Source organism: Anaerotignum sp. (assembly GCF_017483025.1).
In the GTDB taxonomy this organism is placed as follows: domain Bacteria; phylum Bacillota; class Clostridia; order Lachnospirales; family Anaerotignaceae; genus Anaerotignum_A.
The window spans coordinates 1-18,744 of the sequence record NZ_JAFUMA010000052.1 but is presented as its reverse complement, the minus strand read 5'-3'; the positions used below and the strand labels follow the sequence as shown (position 1 = coordinate 18,744).

The window sequence follows — 18,744 nt, the reverse complement described above, 5'->3', positions numbered from 1 at the left end:
GCCTGAGCGTTATGGGTCTGCTGTTGAGCAAACTTTCCGAAGGGTTCCAGAAAGCATACGAAGCGGACCTGATGGTAACGGGCCTCCATGGCGCATTGCTGGAATTAAAAGAAAGATTTGCAAGTCCCTACTGCAAAGAAACCCCCTGGGAAAACCTGTTCACAGGGCTCATTGAAGAAAGAGAAACAGCCTTTAGCCGCGAAAGAAAAGCGGGTTTGCTGGAAAAAACAGCGGAACGTGCCCGCCTGCGGGAAGGGGAACGCCTGCAGTTCTTCTTTGATGAAGGAAAAAAGGCAGGCTGCCGTGAAAAGGACGAAGCCTTCGAATTGGTGAAGGGTCTTTTTGCAGCGGAAGCAGAAAAGAGAGAAGATGCCATCGACGCAGCATCCGCAGCATTGGACAATGCTTTTGCCTTCCTGGAAGAAACCTTCGGCGCAGGGCAGGAAATGGTCATCTTCATCACAGAACTGACCACCAACTTCTACAGTGTAAAATTCATCAGCGAAAACGGCTGCGAAAAATATTATCGCTATAATGAAGAGCTGCTCTTCGATGAAAAGCAGAAAACCATCCTGCAGGATATCGAAAAGGCGAAAGTGGAACTGGAGCTGCTGTTCTAAAAAATAAAAAGGTACTGGAAAATCCAGTACCTTTCTTTTTTTAAAACAGATCGGCCACATCCCCTGCGGTGGCAGCGATGAAGTCTGCGCCGTATTCCTCGAATTCCGCTCTGTCGCCGTAGCCGAATTCCACAGCGATACAGGGAATGCCGATGGCATGGGCTCCTTCGATATCAAACATTCTGTCCCCAACCATGATAACGTCCTCTTTTTTGGCTTCCATGGTTTCCAGCACGTAGTCGATGACCTTTGCTTTGTTGTCTCGGCCCACTTCTCGCTTGTCCCCGCCGATGACTTCAAAATATTTGGCAATACCAAAATGCTCCAAAATGCGGAAGGCCAGTTCTTCCTTTTTGGAAGTGGCAACTGCCATGCGTTTTCCCTTTGCTTTCAGGTTTTCCAGCATTTCTTCGATGCCGGGGTAAACGCTGTTTTCGAACAGACCGATGGTGGTGTAATATTCTCTGTAGGTCACCATTGCCTGTTCCGCAGTTTCCTTGTCCATGGAAAAATCTTCTGTGAAGGTTTTCATCAGGGGAGGGCCAACAATAAATTTCAGGTCGGCTTTATCCCAAACCTTCATGCCCATTTTTTTCTGCATATACTGGCAGGCATTGATAACGCCGATGGCGGAGTCAGTCAATGTGCCGTCCAGGTCGAATAAGATGATGTTTTGTTTCAGTTTTTCCATGGCGATTCTCCTTTTCGGTCTCTTCAGATTTGCCTCTTTATTGTAACTCAATTCGCCAGGAACTGCAAATTTTTATGCCAATTCTCCTTCCTTCGCCAGAAACGCACACACTTCTTCGAAAAAATACCCCAATGCCGCCCAAAGGGGGGCATAGTCCAAACGGATGAACCCCATGACGGAAAAGAAACTGTCTCCATAATCCCAGGGGCAGGCGCCCGTGGCCACCTGCAGCAGCCAGCCGGTGAAAAATTCCACTGTGAAAATGCAGAGGACATACATACCTAACCTCTGCCACAGGGGACAATATCTCCGCAGGGCAAGGAACAGCGGCTCCGCAAAGGCCACCAGCCCGTAAATGGGGAACATCCATAAATATGTTTTTGCCGTCAGCGCGCCGTCCCCCATGAGAAGGGAGTTGAACCCCGTCCAGAGGATCTCCGCGCACCATCCCAGCACACCGAAAATCATAAATTTTTTAACCATACCTCTAATATGGCGGGACAAAATAAATATTATTTATGCAAAAACTGCTAAGCTTTTGCAAATGGGGGTCAAGGGGAATCATGCCCGAGGGCAGCGCCTTCGGAGAGAACATCGGCAAGGACTTCTGCCAAGGGTTCCATGGCGTTCAATGCTTCTTCTTTTGTGTTCGTCTGGGCCCCAACCTCGATGAGAGTGGAGCGGGGCAGCATATGTAAACTGAAGCGATAAGCGTTCAGATAGATTTTTCTGCTAAAGGAGGGATATAGCCCGTCGGCTGTGGTTTTCATCTGCAGGCTGAAGGCAAGGTTTTCGCTGAGATATGGATTTTCCAGACCGGAAATCGCCTGTGCCGTGCCGTCTTTGTTCAATCGGCAAAGGCCGTTGAAAAACATGACCTGGGCGCAGGTTTTTCCGTCGATTTCCGTTATCAGCCGTGTCCCTTCCGCCACGCCGTCTCTGTGCAGGTCGATGCAGACTTCGATAGAAGGGTAGGCTGCCAAAATTTCCCGAATGGCAGGCTCCATCCGTTCGTAGGCACCCGTGGTCTGTCCCTTGCCGTTCACCATATCGTATTGCCCGTCATCATGGATGACGCCGATGCCGTATTCCTCCTCCAGAATCCGTTTCAACTCTTCCCCTACACCCCAGATGCCTTCGGAAAGCCCTTTGGACATATCGCTGTCGGCAAATCCTTCGTGGGAATGGGTATGGAAAATGAGGATTTTCGGCTCTTTTGTGGTCTTTTCAATGGTCAAATCCAGACCTAGCGCCTGTTCCACGTCTATGTCCTCTGGAAAGAGGGTGGTGCGGCTGTCTATGATGTAATAATTGCTCTTGAGATAAGAAAAATCCTGCATCTTGGCTAATTGTTCCGCGGTAATGCCCAGCGGGCGGCCGCCTGCGCTGATGGCGAAAGATTTGGAAAATTCAATATCATCTTTCCCAAGAACGTTGGCAGTGAGAATCTCTTTTTCTTCTTCCTGCAGAAAGGAAAGGGAAAGACCGGCAGTATCGGCTTGTCCCGGCAGAACCTCCGCCATGGCAAACTGGCCGCCGCCCATGCGGAAAAAAAGAGGCAGCGCCAGCAGAAAAAGTGCCAGACCCGCCAGATTCAGGGCTCCTTTGTTCTTTTTTCGCACCACAGCCGCCTCCCTTCCTTCTTTTATCCTATGAGGAAGGGGACAAAACAAGAACTATTTGCTTTTCATTCCTGACAGGCCTATAATAACAGGCAAAGACGGAATTTTCGGAACAGGAGGCGGAGAAATATGACAGAAGTGGTTGCAGCCCTGATTTGGGATGAGGATAGATTTATGGCATGTCAGAGACCTGCCCGTAAGGCAAGGGGGCTTTTGTGGGAATTTGTCGGCGGAAAGGTGGAGCCGGGGGAAACGAAGGAAGAAGCCCTGATTCGGGAATGTAAAGAAGAATTGGGCGTGACTATCACCGTGGAGGATGTTTTCATGGAGGTTGAACATGTTTATCCCGATCTGACGGTGCATCTGACATTGTTCCATGCGAAAATTGCGGAGGGCGTGCCGCAGAAACTGGAGCATAACGATATCCAATGGATCACCACGAAGGAAATTGACAAGTTCGCCTTCTGCCCTGCTGATGAAGAAATCCTTAAGAAACTGAAACAAGAACGATAAAAACAAGGCTTTCTCTAAATTTAGAGAAAGCCTTGTTTTTTAATACATGATAACTGCCCGAACGGGACATACGGGGCTGCAATAGCCGCAGGTCAGGCATTTATCATGGTCGACTTCCGCCAGACCATTTTCGCCCCAATAGATGGCACCGGCAGGACATGCTGCCTTGCAGGAGCCACAGCCTTCGCAGTCTTCGTGATTGATATGGACTTTTTTCTTGGAAACATCGGGGTTATACGCCTTGTCCATCGTTCCGTCCAGATAAGAAAGCAGGTCATCCACCTCTCTGATTTTACCGAAGCCGATCATGACAGAGTCGATTTCGGGCTTGGAAAATACGTAGTTCAAGGCCTCCTGATAGCTTCCCGTCAGGCCGCCGCCGCCGAAGGCTTTCATGGAGAATACCCCTTTGCCAGCATTATGACAGGCTTTGATGGATTCCATCATTTCTTCCTTTGTGGCGAAAGCATCGCCTTTGCGGATACCAAGACTTGCGTAGTTGATCAGGGGAAATACCACATCCAGTTCTTTTATAGAAGCCGCCGCCATGGTGATATCCACATGGTGGGTGGAAAGGCCGATGGCACGGACTAAGCCCTTTGCTTTGGCGTCTTTCAGTGCTTCCCATGCGCCTTTTCGTTCCTCCAGCTGACCGGAGCGGACTTCATGCATCAGGAAAATATCGATGACCTCGCGGTTCAGTTCTTTTCTGGCTTCGTAGATAGCTTCCATCATGCCGTCGTAGTCGGCGGAAAGGGATTTGGAGCAGATGACGATATGATCAAATTCTCCGTCTTTCAATGCCTCGCTGATGTAAGGATAAGCACGGTAGTATTGAGCGGTATCGATAAAATTGATGCCGTGGCTGAATGCGTATTTTATGATTTTGGCACCTTCTTCTACGGGCAGGGCCAGCTGGCTGGGCCCGATGGGCAGTACGCCAAAGCCGGCAATGCTCACTTCGATGCCGGTGTTGCCTAATATAACTTTTTTCAAGATAAATTCCTCCTTATGTAAGAAGTGTGGTTCTTTTCGATTATAAGGCAATAGACAGAAAAAGAAAAGGCTCTCCTCAAGGGAAAGCCTTTATTTTCATTTTATTTATGGGACGCTGTCCCAAACCCTGCTCACTTTTTGGGAAGAGTGAGACAAAAACTTTTATTTGCCTTCGGCGCGGCAAATTAAAGTGTTTCGAAGAATGCTTTATTATTTGCGATAGCCGCTGTTGTGATTTCCTTCGCAGGGCCGCCCACAACTTTTCTTGCCTGTGCACATTCGTTTACATTGATAGCAGCGTAAACGCTATCATCGAATACGGGAGAAATTGCTTTATATTCTTCCAGAGACAGGTCGTCCAGGTTTGTGTTGTGTTCGATGCAATACAGCACCAGTTTACCGATGATGGCGTGGGCATCGCGGAAAGGCACGCCCTGTTTCACCAGCCAGTCTGCAGCGTCCGTTGCGTTTGTGAAGCCGCCCTTTGCAGCCTGCAGCATGGCGTCTTTTCTGACGGACATGGTAGCGATCATGTTTGTGAATACGGGAACGCACATTTTTACGGTATCGATAGCGTCAAACAGACCTTCCTTGTCTTCCTGCATATCTTTGTTGTATGCCAGAGGCAGGCCTTTCATGGTTGTCAACAGCTGCATCAGGTGACCATAAACACGGCCTGTTTTACCGCGGATCAGTTCTGCCATATCGGGGTTCTTTTTCTGGGGCATGATGCTGGAGCCTGTGGAGTAGGCATCGCTCAGTTCCACGAAGTGGAATTCATGGCTGCTCCAGAGGATGATTTCTTCGCAGAAACGGCTCAGGTGCATCATCAGGATGGACAGTGCGGATGCCAGTTCGATGCAGAAATCTCTGTCGGAAACGCCGTCCATGCTGTTCATGGTAATATCAGCGAAGCCCAGTTCTGCTGCTACGGAATATCTGTCCAGAGGGTATGTTGTGGTTGCCAGAGCGCCGCTGCCCAGAGGCATCACGTCTGTACGTTTATATGTATCGCACAGGCGGTCGTAGTCACGTTTGAACATTTCAACGTATGCCAGCAGGTGGTGTGCCAGTGTCACAGGCTGGGCACGCTGCAGGTGTGTATAGCCGGGCAGGATAGTTTCTGTGTGGTCTGCGGCGAAATCGTTCAGAGTCACCATCAGGTTTTTCACCAGACCTTTGATTTCTGTGATTTCTTTCTTTGTGTACATGCGGATATCCAGAGCAACCTGGTCGTTACGGCTGCGGCCTGTGTGCAGGCGTTTGCCAACGTCGCCGATACGGCTGATGAGGATGGTCTCCGCGTTCATATGGATATCTTCGGCTTTTTCATCGAAAGTTACTTTGCCTGCTTCGATGTCTGCCAGGATTTCTTTCAGTGTTTTGATGATCAATTCTGCATCGGCAGCGGGGATGATGCCCTGTCTGCCCAGCATAGCGGCATGGGCCATGCTGCCTGTAATATCTTCCTTATACATTCTGCTGTCGAAGGAGATAGAGGAATGGAAGTGGTCTGTGAAGCTGTCTGTGGACTGGGTGAAGCGTCCGCCCCAAAGTTTAGCCATTATTTAGTCATCCTTTCTTACTAAGAAAAACTCCCATCAATTTCTGATGGGAGTATTTTTTTGTCTTATTTGGTTTAAGAGAATATCTTATTTGTTGTTTTCCATCATCATAGCGCGTACTTTCATGGACAGACCGAACAGGTTGATGAAACCGTTTGCATCTCTGTGATCGTACAGTTCGCCTGTTGTGAAGGAAGCGATAGATTCGTTGTACAGGCTGTAAGGAGATGTGGAACCTGCGGGGATGATGTTGCCTTTGTACAGTTTCAGTTTTACTGTACCTGTAACTGTTTCGTTTACTTTATCGAAGTAAGCGCTCAGAGCTTCACGCAGGGGTGTGTACCATTCGCCGCTGTAAACCAGTTCTGTGAATTTGTTGGAAGCAACTTCGTTGAATGCCTGTGTTTTCTTATCTGTGCACAGGTATTCCAGTTCACGGTGTGCATAGTACATGATTGTACCACCGGGTGTTTCATATACGCCGCGGGATTTCATACCAACAACACGGTTTTCGCAGATATCAGCGATACCGATACCGTTTCTGCCGCCGATTTCGTTCAGAGCTGTCAGCAGTTCAACGGGGCCCAGTTTTTCGCCATTCAGCGCTACGGGGATACCTTTTTCGAAGTCCAGTGTTACATATTCGGGTTTGTCAGGGGCTTTTTCAGGTGTAACGCTCATCTGCAGCAGATGGTCGTAGTTGGGTTCGTTTGCAGGGTCTTCCAGTTCCAGACCTTCATGGCTCAGGTGCCACAGGTTTCTGTCACGGCTGTAGGAATTGTCGTGGCTAGCTTCGAAGGGGATACCGTGGTCTGCCAGGTACTGGATTTCGTCTTCACGGGACTGCATTTTCCATGTATCCAGTCTCCAGGGAGCGATGATCTTCATTTCGGGAGCCAGTGCTTTGATTGTCAGTTCGAAACGAACCTGGTCGTTGCCTTTACCAGTTGCGCCGTGGCAGATTGCTGTTGCGCCTTCTGCTTTTGCGATTTCAACCAGTCTCTTTGCGATGATGGGACGAGCCATGGATGTACCGATCAGATATTTGCCTTCGTATACAGCGTTTGCTTTTACGCAGGGGTAAACGGCATCTGTGATGAATTCTTCTGTCAGATTTTCGATGTACAGTTTGCTTGCGCCTGTTTTCAGAGCTTTTTCTTCCAGACCGTCTGTTTCTTTACCCTGACCAACGTCACCGCATACGCAGATAACTTCGCAGTCATAGTTTTCTTTCAGCCAAGGGATGATAGCGGATGTATCCAGACCGCCGGAATATGCCAGAACGATTTTTTCTTTTGCCATGATGATTTTCCTCCTTAAATTACAAGTCCGAGATGGACATTTGTTCAAAAATGAATTTTATAAATGGATTATACAAAAGTAGTCTGAGAAAAGCAACCTTAAATCATAAAAATTCATTATTTTGTGTATGTTTTTGAAAAAGATGGGAATAATAGATGCATTTTTAGGCATATTTTAGTGAATTATTCAAAAAATGATGTATATTTATGCATTTTGGGGTGAATGGATGAATTGGGGGTACTGTATCATGTATACATGCCTGCGGAAATGCTTTTTTCCTTTGAAAAAGCAATGTTTTATGATATGATGAAAATGGTATAATTTTATTAATTATCCACTCGACCATTTTATAGTAAAAGCTGATATTTTGGGAGGAAAGAAAAATGAAAGTTTTGACATACAGCCACAATGGACAGACAGCCGTAGGCGTTCTGAAAAACGATGGTTCTCAGGTTGTGCCTGTGAATTATCTGGGTTTTGATGTAAAAGATATGAACGAATTTCTGGAACAGCAGGACGAAGCCAAACTGGAGAAGGCAGACCGCAACAAGGAACTGATGCAGGGCATCCCTGTGGAAGAGGTACAGATCCTGTCTCCTCTGCTCCATCCCAAGCAGGATATCATCTGCCTTGGTATCAACTACTATGCCCATGCGGAAGAATCTGCACGCTTCCATGAAGAGGCTTTCGGCGGCGAACGCCCCGAACCCATCTATTTTGCAAAGAGAGTGAACCGCGCCGTAGGCGATGGGGAATATATTGACGGCCATCTGGATATTGTAGACAGCCTGGACTATGAAGTGGAACTGGCAGTTGTCATCGGTAAGGATGCGAAAAACGTACAGCCCGGCGAAGTATTCGATTATGTTTTCGGCTATACGATTCTGAACGACATGAGCGCAAGAAATCTGCAGACAGCTCATAAACAGTGGTACTTCGGCAAGAGCCTGGATGATTTTACACCCATCGGCCCCTGGATCGTAACAAAGGATGAATTTACAAATCCTCCCGCACTGCCCATCCGTTCCTATATCAATGGCGAACTGAGACAGGACAGCACCACAGATCTGCTCATCAATGGCATTGAAAAGGTTATCTGCCAGCTGACAAAGGGTATGACCCTGCAGGCGGGCACGGTCATCGCCATGGGTACACCTGCGGGCGTGGGCATGGGCTTCCAGCCTCCCAAGTTCCTGAAGGCGGGCGACATCGTGAAATGCGAGATCGAAGGCATCGGCACAATGACCAATGAAATTGAGTAATAAGGAGAAAACTTGTTATGGATAAAATGAAAGTAATGAGTGTTTTCGGCACCAGACCCGAGGCCATCAAAATGGCGCCTCTGGTAAAGCAGCTGGAAAAAACACCCGAAATCGAAAGCATCGTCTGCGTGACTGCGCAGCATAGAGAAATGCTGGATCAGGTTCTGGAAATCTTCGACCTGCACCCCCAGTACGACCTGAATATCATGCAGTCCAGACAGACCCTGGCGGGCATCACAACACGCGCCCTGACCGGTCTGGAAGAAGTGATGGGCAAGGAAAAACCCGACATCGTTCTGGTTCACGGCGATACATCCACCACATTTGCCGGTGCCCTGGCGGCATATTACAGCCAGGTAAAAGTCGGCCATGTGGAAGCAGGCCTGAGAACCTACGATAAATATCAGCCCTTCCCCGAAGAAATGAACCGCAGACTGACAGGCGCTCTGACAGACCTGCACTTTGCCCCTACACCTCTGGCGAAGGAACACCTCTTAAAGGAAAATATCGACGAAGACGGTATCTTCATCACAGGCAATACCGTTATTGACGCGCTGGCGCACACCATCGAAGATGAGTATACTTTCACAGTGGACGAACTGAATAACATCGACTTCAAAAATAAACGTGTCATCGCCATGACAGCCCACAGACGCGAAAATCTGGGCGAACCCCTTCGCAACATCTGCCACGCCGTAAAAAGACTGGTGGAAGAATACCCCGATGTGGAAGTGGTTTACGCCGTGCATAAAAACCCCGCAGTGGTGGAACCCGTCCACGAAATTCTGGGCGGCAACGACCGCATCCACCTGACAGACCCTCTGGATCTGAAGGATATGCATAACCTGATGTGCCGCTCCTTCTTTGTTATGACAGACAGCGGCGGCCTGCAGGAAGAAGTGCCTTCCATGGGCAAGCCTGTACTGGTGCTTAGAAACGTAACAGAACGCCCCGAAGGCGTAGAAGCTGGTACCCTGAAACTGGCAGGTACAGACGAAGACGTCATCTATTCCATGGCGAAGGAACTGCTGGATAATAAAGAAGAATATGAAAAAATGGCCCAGGCCAAAAACCCCTTCGGCGATGGCCAGGCCAGCCGCCGTATCGTGGAAAGCATCCTGTACGCTTTCGGCAAAAAAGAAGACCGACCCGATGAATACGTGCTTCAGATGAAGAACGATAAAGAACCCAAGGAGGGAAAATCTATGAAAGAAGAAAGAATGGCAATCCTGAATATGCTGGAAAAAGGCATCATCACTGCTGACGAAGCGGAACGCCTGCTGAACACACTGCACAACGGCATGGGTCTGGAAAAAGACGGCATCAAAAAGGCAGTCGGCGGCGTGCTGGGCAGAGCAGGTGCAGCCCTGAGCGCAGCAGCAGAAAAGGTAAAAGAAAACCCCACAGTGAAAACTGCAGCAGACAAAGTGGCAGATAAAGCCGAAGACCTGCAGCCCAAGGTGAGCGCAGCGGCTTTCCGCATGAAAGAAAAAATGGCGGATAAGGCAGAAGACCTGCAGCCCGCAGTGCGCAGCGCAGCTTTCCGTATGGCGGAAAAAGCCAGCGAACTGAAAGAAGATATGGCGACCTACCGTGAAAAGCTGAAAGAAAGAAGAAACCGCGATGAAGCGGAAGACTGGGACGATATCGACCTGGAAGAAATGGATGCGGAAGAAGCAGCGGCGGAAGAGCTGGTTTCCGAAGAAGTACCTGCTCCAGCAGCAGAAGAAATTCCCGCAGCGGAAGGCGAAGAAGTGGAACCCATTTCCCCCGAAATGAACAAATACCTGAATAAAGTAGAAGACGTTCTGGATGAAATGGACAACCGCATGGAAGAACTGAACGATATGGAAAGCTTCCTGATGTCCGCTTTCGGTGAATTTGACCCCGCAGACTGGGAAGATGACGAAGAAGAGGAAAAGAAAGAAGACTAAGCCTTTTTAAAATAAAAGAGCCCGAATGGGCTCTTTTTTATTTTACCGTGAATTGTAAAGCCTGCGGATCAGGTTCCACGTGGCGGGGCCCACGTTCCCATTGGCGGGGAAGCCATTTTGCGCCTGCAAAGCCGCCACTACGTCCCGTGTGGCTTCGTCGAATCTGCCCGTAATCGCAATGGGCGGGATGACGCCTGTGTAATCAGCAATGCCCCTGAGATAGGTCTGCAGGTTCCGTACATCCTGATTTTCCATGCCCAGGGAAAGAAAATACCCGGGATAGATGCCCGCGTTGTTTTCTTCGATACCGGGGGGCAGGGAATTCAGGATATCCTGATAGCTCTGCTGGATGCGGTTCCAGGTCTGCCGCCCTACGATGCCATCGGCGGGCAGGCCGACTAAGGTCTGGAAAGCTCTCACGGCGGCGGTGGTGGAGGGGCCGAAAATGCCGTCCTCAACAATATCCGGCACCGCATCGTTGAAATAGGCGATGACATCCAGATAATACTGCAAAGAACGGACATCGATGCCGCTGTCCCCCTCCTGCAGAACGGCGGGGAAGGGGCGGGTCACTTCTTCCAGCGTCAGCCCTTCGCTGGTCAGCTCGTTCAGACGCTTCACCCCGTTATAGATATATTTCAGCTGATACCAGGTGGCCTTCCCAACGATGCCGTCGGGGGTCAGGTTGAAGATACGCTGAAATTCCCGTACGGCGTTTTCCGTGGAAACCCCAAAGACCCCGTCGGCAGGGGTGATTTTCGGGATAGCGGGATAGTTGTTGGCGATGCGGTTTAGCTGTAATTGAATGGTTTTTACGTCATTCCCCGCATCCCCCAGCCGTAGGGGCACCCCGGGATAGGAGGCTACATTGGCGGAGATGGGGGCGTTTTCCAGGATGCCGATATTCTGCCCGTAGAAGCGCTGCAAAATCTGATAGGGGGTCAGCCCCTGTTCTGCCAGAGGCACTGTCCCCCATTGGGAAAGGCCGGCGCAGACGGTGGTGGTGCCGTTGCAATAGGCGGTGAAAAAAGGGTCCACCCGCCCCTGCTGCACCACGTAATCATTGAAGATATCATCCACGATGCGGCTGATGTTTTCGTAAATATCTCTGCCTTTGATGAATTTCTGGTCGAACTGGGTGGTGGCAGTGATGTCGAAATCATAGCCCTGGCTGCGATAAAATTCATTATACACCCGATTCAGGGCATAGGTGATCTGGGCGTAGATATTGGCGCGGATGGCTTCCTCCGGCCAGGTGGGGTAAATTTCGCTGGAAGCTACGTTTTTGATATAGTCCGGGAAGGAAACTGTCACGTTTTCCGCCGCCTGGTCGGGCAGCCCCAGGTGGACAGTGATGGTTTCAGGAATGGTAGGCAATTGCTGTAAGGCCATAGCTGTTCTCCTTTCTTACAGGTTGGGTTCGGTGTCTTCGATGGTTTCTCTTTCGCCTGCCCGCTGCCCGCTGAAATCGGGCGACATACGAACGGGCTGTATGGTGGTGATGCCGTCGAAAATGGGGATGTCGTTGACCACCACAGCCACATAGCCCGGGGCAGAAATGGTGGCGTCATAAGTGGCATAGACATTCCTGCCTTCGGGGGTCTGGGAAAGGCTCTTATCGGGGGCGGGCAGGGAAAATTCCTCTGTTTTGCCGCTTTCGTCCGTGGTGGTGGTGATGGAAAAGGCATGGCCGTCCGTCAGGTCTTTGGTGATGACCACTTGGGCCCCGGCGATGGGGAAGGCCCCCTGTCCCCCTGTCACCTGAAACAGCAGTGTGCCGAAATAAGGGTTCTCAGTCAGAAAATCCCGCAGAGGGTCAGAGGGTGCTGTTTCTCTGCTCTGCAGATTTGGCGCTGGCTTTCGCTGAAAATAAGGATACATGGGAATACTCCTTTAAAATAGATGCTCTTTCCATACTATGCAGAGGGCAAATCTCTTTTTCTTTTTTCATGGATATGATATGATGAGGGCAGAAAAATCAATGAGATCAAGGAGGTCGATGTTATGAAAGTATCTCTTATTCAGATGAAACCTCTGGCAACGCCGGAAGAAAATATCGTGAAAATCAAAGAAATGCTGAAACAGGCAAAGGCGGAAGGGGCGGATATGGCCATCCTGCCGGAAATGTGCTGCTGCCCCTATGAAAACAGCGCCTTTGTAAAATATGCCATGAAAAGAGACAGTGCCTTCCTGGCAGAAATTGCAGAAACGGCGAAGGAGCTGGGGCTGTATATCGTAGCCGGCTCCGTACCTCTGGCATCTGATGGCAAAATCTATAACGCCGCTTTCGTATATAATGATAAGGGCGAGCAGATCGCCCTTCACAGAAAGACCCACCTGTTCGATATCAACGTGCCCGGCGGTCAGTATTTCATGGAATCCGACACCTTCACCGCAGGCAAAGACGTGACCACATTCAACACCCCTTGGGGCAAAATGGGCCTCATCATCTGCTATGATATCCGCTTCCCTGAACTTTCCAGACTGCTTTCTCTGGAAGGGGTACAGGCCATTTTCGTTCCTGCTGCCTTCAATATGACCACGGGCCCTGCCCATTGGGAAATGTCCTTCTGTATGCGGGCGCTGGATAATCAGGTGTTCATGGCAGGCTGCGCCCCCGCAAGGGATATGGATTCCTCCTACAACGCATGGGGACATTCCATCGCCACCGACCCCTGGGGCTCCGTCATCGAACAATTGGATGAGACCGAAGGGATCCTGACGGTGGAATTGGATTTCTCCAGAGTGGAAACAGTAAGACAGCAGTTGCCGCTTTTGAAGCATCGAAAAACAGATATGTATGATATCATCTTGAAATAAAGGAGTGATCCCTTTGAAAAAAGAGACCATCTATTTAGCCGGAGGCTGCTTCTGGGGAACGGAACACTATATGAAGACCATTGACGGTGTGCTGGAGACCAGAACCGGCTACGCCCTGGGGGAAAGGCCCCTCTGGAATCCGCCTCTGAAAGAAACGGTGACCTATGAAGAAGTCTGCAGCCACAGCGGTCATGCGGAAACGGTGGAAATCGTTTTCGATGCCGATAAAATTTCTTTGACGGAAATTTTGAAGGAATATGCATATACCATCGACCCTACCTCCCTGGGTAGACAGGGCATGGATATCGGCATTCAGTACCGCACAGGCATCTATTCCCTGAATGAGGAACAGAAACAGACCGCCGCAGAATTCCTGACGGAACTGCAGAAGGACTATAAACAGCCCATCATGATCGAAAATCTGCCCCTGCGTCAGTTCATCCCCGCAGAGGAATATCATCAGGATTATCTGGAAAAGAACCCCGGCGGCTATTGCCACATCAATTTTGATAAAATTGCCCGCTTAAAACAGCAAAAAAGCTGAAATTTTCCCTATTCTAAGCGAAAAAAGGTTGTCTTTTTCCCTTGAAACGGCTACAATAGAAATAATTGTGAAAAATATTTTGAAAGGAAGTTTGACTCATGGATTTGACAACAGTAAAATCTATCTACCGCAACACTGCGGAGTATGCAAATAAAGAAGTGACCCTGGGCGGCTGGATCCGCACCATGCGTGTCTCCAAAAATTTCGGCTTCATCGAACTGAATGATGGTTCTTTCTTCAAGAACATCCAGATCGTATTCGAAGCGGAAAAACTGTCCAACTACGAAGAAATCTCCAAACAGAACGTTGGCGCAGCCCTGATCGTAAAAGGCCTTCTGGTGGAAACACCCGAAGCAAAACAGCCCTTCGAAATCAAAGCGGCGGCAATCGAAGTAGAAGGTACATCCACACCCGATTACCCTCTGCAGAAAAAACGCCACTCCGTAGAATTCCTGCGTGAGATCGCATACCTGCGTCCCAGAACAAATCTGTTCTCCGCAACATTCCGTGTACGTTCCCTGATCGCTATGGCGATCCATGAATTCTTCCAGAATAAAGGCTTCGTTTACGCCCACACACCCATCATCACAGGCTCCGACTGTGAAGGTGCCGGTGAAATGTTCCGCGTAACAACACTGGATCTGGAAAACCTGCCCAGAACAGAAGATGGTAAGGTTGACTATTCCAAAGACTTCTTCGGCAAAGAAACAAACCTGACAGTATCCGGTCAGCTGTCCGCAGAAACATTTGCAATGGCTTTCCGTAACATCTATACATTCGGCCCCACATTCCGTGCAGAAAATTCCAACACAACAAGACATGCTGCGGAATTCTGGATGATCGAACCCGAAATGGCGTTCGCTGACCTGAACGACAACATGGAAATCGCAGAAGAAATGCTGAAATACATCATTCAGTATGTTCTGGACAAAGCGCCCGAAGAAATGGAATTCTTCAACAGCTTCGTAGACAAAGGCCTGCTGGAAAGACTGGATAACATCCTGAACAACGAATTCGGCAGAGTGACATATACAGAAGCAGTAGAACTGCTGAAAAAATCCGGTCACGAATTTGAATATCCCGTGGAATGGGGCATCGACCTGCAGACAGAACATGAACGCTATCTGACAGAACAGATCTTCAAGAAACCCGTATTCGTAACAGACTACCCCGTAGAAATCAAGGCATTCTATATGCGTCTGAACGATGACAAGAAGACAGTAGCTGCGATGGACCTGCTGGTTCCCGGTGTAGGCGAAATCATCGGCGGCAGCCAGAGAGAAGAAAGAATGGATGTTCTGGAAGCTCGTATGGACGAACTGGGTCTGAAGAGAGAAGACTATTGGTGGTACTTAGACCTGCGCAAATACGGCGGCACAAGACACGCCGGCTTCGGTCTGGGCTTCGAAAGAGCTGTTATGTACCTGACAGGCGTAGGCAATATCCGTGACGTACTGCCTTACCCTCGTACTGTAAAGAACGCAGAATTTTAAGACACGCACAGCGCGTAAAAAGAGTTTGTACCAATGGGTGCAAACTCTTTTTTTGAGAGGAGCACTAATATGGTAAAGAAAATCGTAAAAGATGAATTTTTCCTGAAGCAGAAATCTGAGCCTGCCACCAAGGCCGACCAGCAGGTGGCCATCGATTTATTAGATACCCTGAAAGCCAATGAAGCAGGCTGTGTGGGCTTGGCGGCAAATATGATCGGTGTGAAAAAATGTGTTATCGCCGTGAATATGGGTTTCATGAACGTTGCCATGTTCAACCCCGTTATTGTTTCCAAAAAAGGGGAATATGAAGCAGAAGAAGGCTGCCTTTCCCTGACAGGCACCAGAAAGACAACAAGATACGAAGAGATCGAAGTGGAATATTTTGACATCAACTGGAAAAAACAGTGCCACAAATTTTCCGGCTGGGTGGCTGAAATCATCCAGCATGAGATCGACCATTGCAATGGCATCATTATCTGATCAATATAGATGAAGGCCCTTCTTTGAAGGGGATTTTTCTTTTGGGTATTGTTTCAGCAGAATATACAGAAATTTTGTTTTTTTCTTTTGCAGATTCTGTTCTTTGCCCTTGGAAAATGCTATAATGGTCAGAAATTAGATTAGAATAGAAGAGTAAGAAGGAGAATGTTATGAAAAATCGAGATACTTTTACAAACAGACTGGGCTTTATTCTGGCCTGTATTGGTTCTGCGGTAGGGATGGGGAACCTTTGGATGTTCCCGACCAGAGTATCGTTGTATGGCGGCGGTTCTTTCCTGATCCCTTATTTTATTTTCGTAATATTGATCGGCTCCACCGGGGTCATCGGTGAAATGGCCTTTGGGCGTGCCACCCGTTCCGGTTCCGTAGGCGCCTTTGGCGCGGCGGCGGAAAGGAAGAGAAAACGGAAACTGGGGGAAGCGTTAGGCTTAATCCCTACGATTGGCGCTTTGGCCATGGCCATTGGCTATACCGTAGTTATGGGCTGGATTTTGAAATATATGGTGGGCACATTCACAGGCGCAACGCTGGCCCCCACAGATGTAGACGGTTATGGCGCTGCATTTGGCAGTACGGCAAGCGCTTTCGGCAACAATGGCTGGCAGATCGCTGCGCTGCTCATCTGTATGGCCATCACCATGCTGGGCATCGGCAAAGGTATCGAAAAGGCAAATAAAATTATGATGCCTCTGTTCTATGTTTTGTTTGTAGGTCTTGGTATTTATATCGCTTTGCAGCCCGGCGCCATGGAAGGCTATCGTTATATTTTCCGCGTAGACCCTGTGGCCCTGAAAGACCCCATGACATGGATCTACGCCCTGGGGCAGGCGTTCTTTTCCCTGTCTATTGCAGGCAACGGCACCATTATTTATGGCTCCTATCTGCCCGATGAGGAAAATATCCCCGCATCTGCGGCCCGTGTTGCTTTCTTTGATACACTGGCAGCCTGTCTGGCGGCGCTGGTTATCATTCCTGCCATGGCAACAGCAGGCACACAGCTGGATCAGGGCGGCCCCGGCCTGATGTTTATCTTCCTGCCCAATCTGTTCCACAGTATGCCCGGCGGCTCTGTTTTTGCCATTATTTTCTTTGTGGCGGTGTTCTTTGCCGGCATGACATCCCTGCTGAATCTGTATGAAACGCCTATCGCTACGCTGCAGGAAAAATTCAATTTTGGTCGTGTACCTGCCTGTCTGGTTATTGCTGTGGTTGGCACAGTGGTTTCTCTGTGTATCCAGGGCATCGTTTCCGGCTGGATGGATGTGCTGTCTATCTATATTTGCCCTCTGGGGGCAGGTCTGGCGGCGGTGATGTTCTTCTGGTTCTGCAAGAAAGAGTTTGTGGAATCTGAGGTAAACAAGAGCCGCAGCAAGCCTATGTTTGGCTGGTTTCATCCTTTGTGCAAATATGTATTCTGTCCTATCTGCTTCCTGGTGCTGATCCTGGGTGCATTGAACGGCGGTATTGGTTAATAGAATTCTGAAAAGAAATACAAAAACAGAAAGAATGGAGGAACCGATTATGGCAAAATTTGATTTTACAGCATTATTGAAAAATGAAATCAGACCTGCGCTGGGCTGTACAGAGGTAGGGGCTGTTGCATTGGCGGCGGCAAGGGCATACGCTGCCGTAGGCGGCACGCTGCTGCATATCAAAATGACGATGAACGGCGGTATGTATAAAAATGCTTTTTCCTGCGCCATCCCCGGCACAGCGGAATATGGCTGTGATCTGGCGGCGGCATTGGGCGCATACGCCGGCAACTGGGAATTGGGTCTGGAAGTGCTGGAAGGCGTGACAGATGAACATGTGGCCCAGTTGAGAGCCATGGAACTGCCTGTGGAAACCGGTATCGATAAAGAAAAAGAAAATATTTATATCGAAGCGGAAGTAACGACGACAAAAGGCGTTGGCCTGGCGCGCATCGAAGATTTCCATGCAAACATTACATATGTAGCAAAAGACGACGAAGTGCTGTTTGAAGCGGAAAAAACAGAAGCAGAAGAAACAGGGGAATCCTTTGATTTTACAGATGTGACCATTGCTGATCTGTTTGACTATGCCAAAGAAACACCCATTGAAAATCTGGATTGCATCAAAGGGCTGATCCAGATGAACTGTGACCTGGCGGCAGAGGGCGAAAAAGGTGCCGGCCTGAAGATCTGGAAAACATTGTCTGCATTCCAGCAGAAAGGGGAACTGGGCGGCAAGGATGTCATTTATGATGCCCAGAGAATGACCTGCTCTGCCATGGATGCCCGTATGGGCGGGATGCCTTATCCTGCTATGAGTATCGTCGGCAGCGGCTCCCATGCCATTGTTTGTTCTATGCCTGTGGTGGCCTATGGCAGACATATGGGTAAGTCTGAAGAAGAAATTATCCGCGCGGTGACATTGAGCGGTCTGGTAACGATTTACAGCAAGCATTATACAGGCAGATTGTCTGCCCTTTGCGGCTGCGTACTGGGCGGCGGCAGCGGCGCGGCCTCCGGTATCGTTATGCTGATGGGCGGCGGCGCGAGAGAAGCCTGTGCGGCAATGGATCATATGGCGGCAAACCTGACAGGCATGATCTGTGATGGCGGCAGCCCCGGCTGTTCCCTGAAGGCATCCGCAGGTGTATATTCCGCTTACCTTTCCGCTATGCTGGCTATGGAAGGTATTGAGATCCCTCATAATTTTGGTGTGGTTGGGTCTTCCGCGGAACAGACTGAAAAGAACCTTGGTCGAATTTCCGATGAAGGTATGCTGCCTATGGATGCGACCATCATTGATGTTATGCAGCAAGGAAAATGATTTTCAAAGACCTTGGGGGATTCCCCCCAAGGTCTTTGAAAAAAAGTGTTGACAGGTCGAAACTTGTATGATATAGTAATTCATG

At 49.2% G+C, this 18,744-nt stretch carries 17 protein-coding genes and 1 pseudogene; 10 read left to right on the top strand and 8 right to left on the bottom strand.

What is annotated here, in order from left to right; all coding sequences use genetic code 11:
• Window positions 1-620, top strand: a pseudogene (locus tag IJ369_RS04465) (hypothetical protein); the annotation flags it as partial.
• 40 nt (window positions 621-660) lie between these two features.
• On the opposite strand, the gene IJ369_RS04460 reads toward IJ369_RS04465, so the two are convergent.
• The 3 genes from IJ369_RS04460 to IJ369_RS04450 all read right to left on the bottom strand — a co-directional run bounded on the left by IJ369_RS04460 (window position 661) and on the right by IJ369_RS04450 (window position 2,933).
• Entirely contained in the window at window positions 661-1,311 is a 651-nt protein-coding gene (locus tag IJ369_RS04460; protein ID WP_290716472.1) for an HAD hydrolase-like protein, read from the bottom strand.
• A gap of 72 nt (window positions 1,312-1,383) precedes the next feature.
• Window positions 1,384-1,794 (bottom strand): putative ABC transporter permease, encoded by a 411-nt coding sequence (locus tag IJ369_RS04455; protein ID WP_290716469.1) that lies wholly within the window; start codon window positions 1,792-1,794, stop codon window positions 1,384-1,386.
• A 68-nt stretch (window positions 1,795-1,862) separates the two neighbouring features.
• The gene (locus IJ369_RS04450; RefSeq protein ID WP_290716466.1) at window positions 1,863-2,933 is read right to left on the bottom strand and encodes a stage II sporulation protein P; all 1,071 of its coding nucleotides are present in this window, start codon (window positions 2,931-2,933) and stop codon (window positions 1,863-1,865) included.
• A 129-nt stretch (window positions 2,934-3,062) separates the two neighbouring features.
• On the opposite strand from IJ369_RS04450, the gene IJ369_RS04445 reads away from it, so the two are divergent.
• The gene (locus IJ369_RS04445; RefSeq protein WP_290716463.1) at window positions 3,063-3,446 is read left to right on the top strand and encodes a (deoxy)nucleoside triphosphate pyrophosphohydrolase; all 384 of its coding nucleotides are present in this window, start codon (window positions 3,063-3,065) and stop codon (window positions 3,444-3,446) included.
• Window positions 3,447-3,485: 39 nt separating this feature from the next.
• On the opposite strand, the gene IJ369_RS04440 is transcribed toward IJ369_RS04445, so the two are convergent.
• The 3 genes from IJ369_RS04440 to IJ369_RS04430 all read right to left on the bottom strand — a co-directional run bounded on the left by IJ369_RS04440 (window position 3,486) and on the right by IJ369_RS04430 (window position 7,309).
• Window positions 3,486-4,442 carry an aldo/keto reductase gene (locus IJ369_RS04440; RefSeq protein ID WP_290716461.1) on the bottom strand — a complete coding sequence of 319 codons (957 nt, stop codon included), beginning with the start codon at window positions 4,440-4,442 and terminating at the stop codon, window positions 3,486-3,488.
• 185 nt (window positions 4,443-4,627) lie between these two features.
• The gene (argH, locus tag IJ369_RS04435) at window positions 4,628-6,007 is read right to left on the bottom strand and encodes an argininosuccinate lyase (protein WP_290716458.1); all 1,380 of its coding nucleotides are present in this window, start codon (window positions 6,005-6,007) and stop codon (window positions 4,628-4,630) included.
• Between the two features lie 87 nt (window positions 6,008-6,094).
• On the bottom strand, window positions 6,095-7,309 hold the full coding sequence (locus IJ369_RS04430; protein WP_290716456.1) for an argininosuccinate synthase: 1,215 nt from the start codon (window positions 7,307-7,309) through the stop codon (window positions 6,095-6,097).
• A 383-nt stretch (window positions 7,310-7,692) separates the two neighbouring features.
• On the opposite strand from IJ369_RS04430, the gene IJ369_RS04425 reads away from it, so the two are divergent.
• On the top strand, window positions 7,693-8,571 hold the full coding sequence (locus tag IJ369_RS04425; protein ID WP_290716453.1) for a fumarylacetoacetate hydrolase family protein: 879 nt from the start codon (window positions 7,693-7,695) through the stop codon (window positions 8,569-8,571).
• A 17-nt stretch (window positions 8,572-8,588) separates the two neighbouring features.
• A complete protein-coding gene (gene wecB, locus IJ369_RS10945) occupies window positions 8,589-10,505 on the top strand; it encodes a non-hydrolyzing UDP-N-acetylglucosamine 2-epimerase (protein WP_330612928.1) in 1,917 nt (638 codons plus the stop codon).
• A gap of 42 nt (window positions 10,506-10,547) precedes the next feature.
• Here the strand turns inward: wecB and IJ369_RS04415 are convergent, their stop codons facing one another.
• Both IJ369_RS04415 and IJ369_RS04410 read right to left on the bottom strand, forming a co-directional pair.
• Window positions 10,548-11,897, bottom strand: a complete 1,350-nt coding sequence (locus tag IJ369_RS04415; protein ID WP_290716451.1) for a peptidoglycan-binding protein — start codon at window positions 11,895-11,897, stop codon at window positions 10,548-10,550.
• 15 nt (window positions 11,898-11,912) lie between these two features.
• On the bottom strand, window positions 11,913-12,386 hold the full coding sequence (locus IJ369_RS04410; RefSeq protein WP_290716449.1) for a carboxypeptidase-like regulatory domain-containing protein: 474 nt from the start codon (window positions 12,384-12,386) through the stop codon (window positions 11,913-11,915).
• Window positions 12,387-12,509: 123 nt separating this feature from the next.
• Between IJ369_RS04410 and IJ369_RS04405 the strand changes: the two genes are divergently transcribed.
• From IJ369_RS04405 to IJ369_RS04380, 6 genes are all read left to right on the top strand, one after another.
• Window positions 12,510-13,325: a carbon-nitrogen hydrolase family protein gene (locus IJ369_RS04405; protein WP_290716446.1), complete on the top strand. Its 816-nt coding sequence runs from the start codon at window positions 12,510-12,512 to the stop codon at window positions 13,323-13,325.
• A gap of 13 nt (window positions 13,326-13,338) precedes the next feature.
• Window positions 13,339-13,869 (top strand): peptide-methionine (S)-S-oxide reductase MsrA, encoded by a 531-nt coding sequence (msrA, locus tag IJ369_RS04400; protein WP_290716444.1) that lies wholly within the window; start codon window positions 13,339-13,341, stop codon window positions 13,867-13,869.
• A 98-nt stretch (window positions 13,870-13,967) separates the two neighbouring features.
• On the top strand, window positions 13,968-15,362 hold the full coding sequence (gene asnS / locus IJ369_RS04395) for an asparagine--tRNA ligase (RefSeq protein WP_290716441.1): 1,395 nt from the start codon (window positions 13,968-13,970) through the stop codon (window positions 15,360-15,362).
• A 69-nt stretch (window positions 15,363-15,431) separates the two neighbouring features.
• Window positions 15,432-15,842: a peptide deformylase gene (locus IJ369_RS04390; protein ID WP_290716439.1), complete on the top strand. Its 411-nt coding sequence runs from the start codon at window positions 15,432-15,434 to the stop codon at window positions 15,840-15,842.
• 170 nt (window positions 15,843-16,012) lie between these two features.
• Complete coding sequence (locus IJ369_RS04385) at window positions 16,013-17,335, top strand: sodium-dependent transporter (RefSeq protein ID WP_290716437.1); 1,323 nt, start codon at window positions 16,013-16,015, stop codon at window positions 17,333-17,335.
• Between the two features lie 49 nt (window positions 17,336-17,384).
• A complete protein-coding gene (locus IJ369_RS04380) occupies window positions 17,385-18,659 on the top strand; it encodes an L-cysteine desulfidase family protein (protein ID WP_290716434.1) in 1,275 nt (424 codons plus the stop codon).
• Window positions 18,660-18,744: the final 85 nt, after the last annotated feature.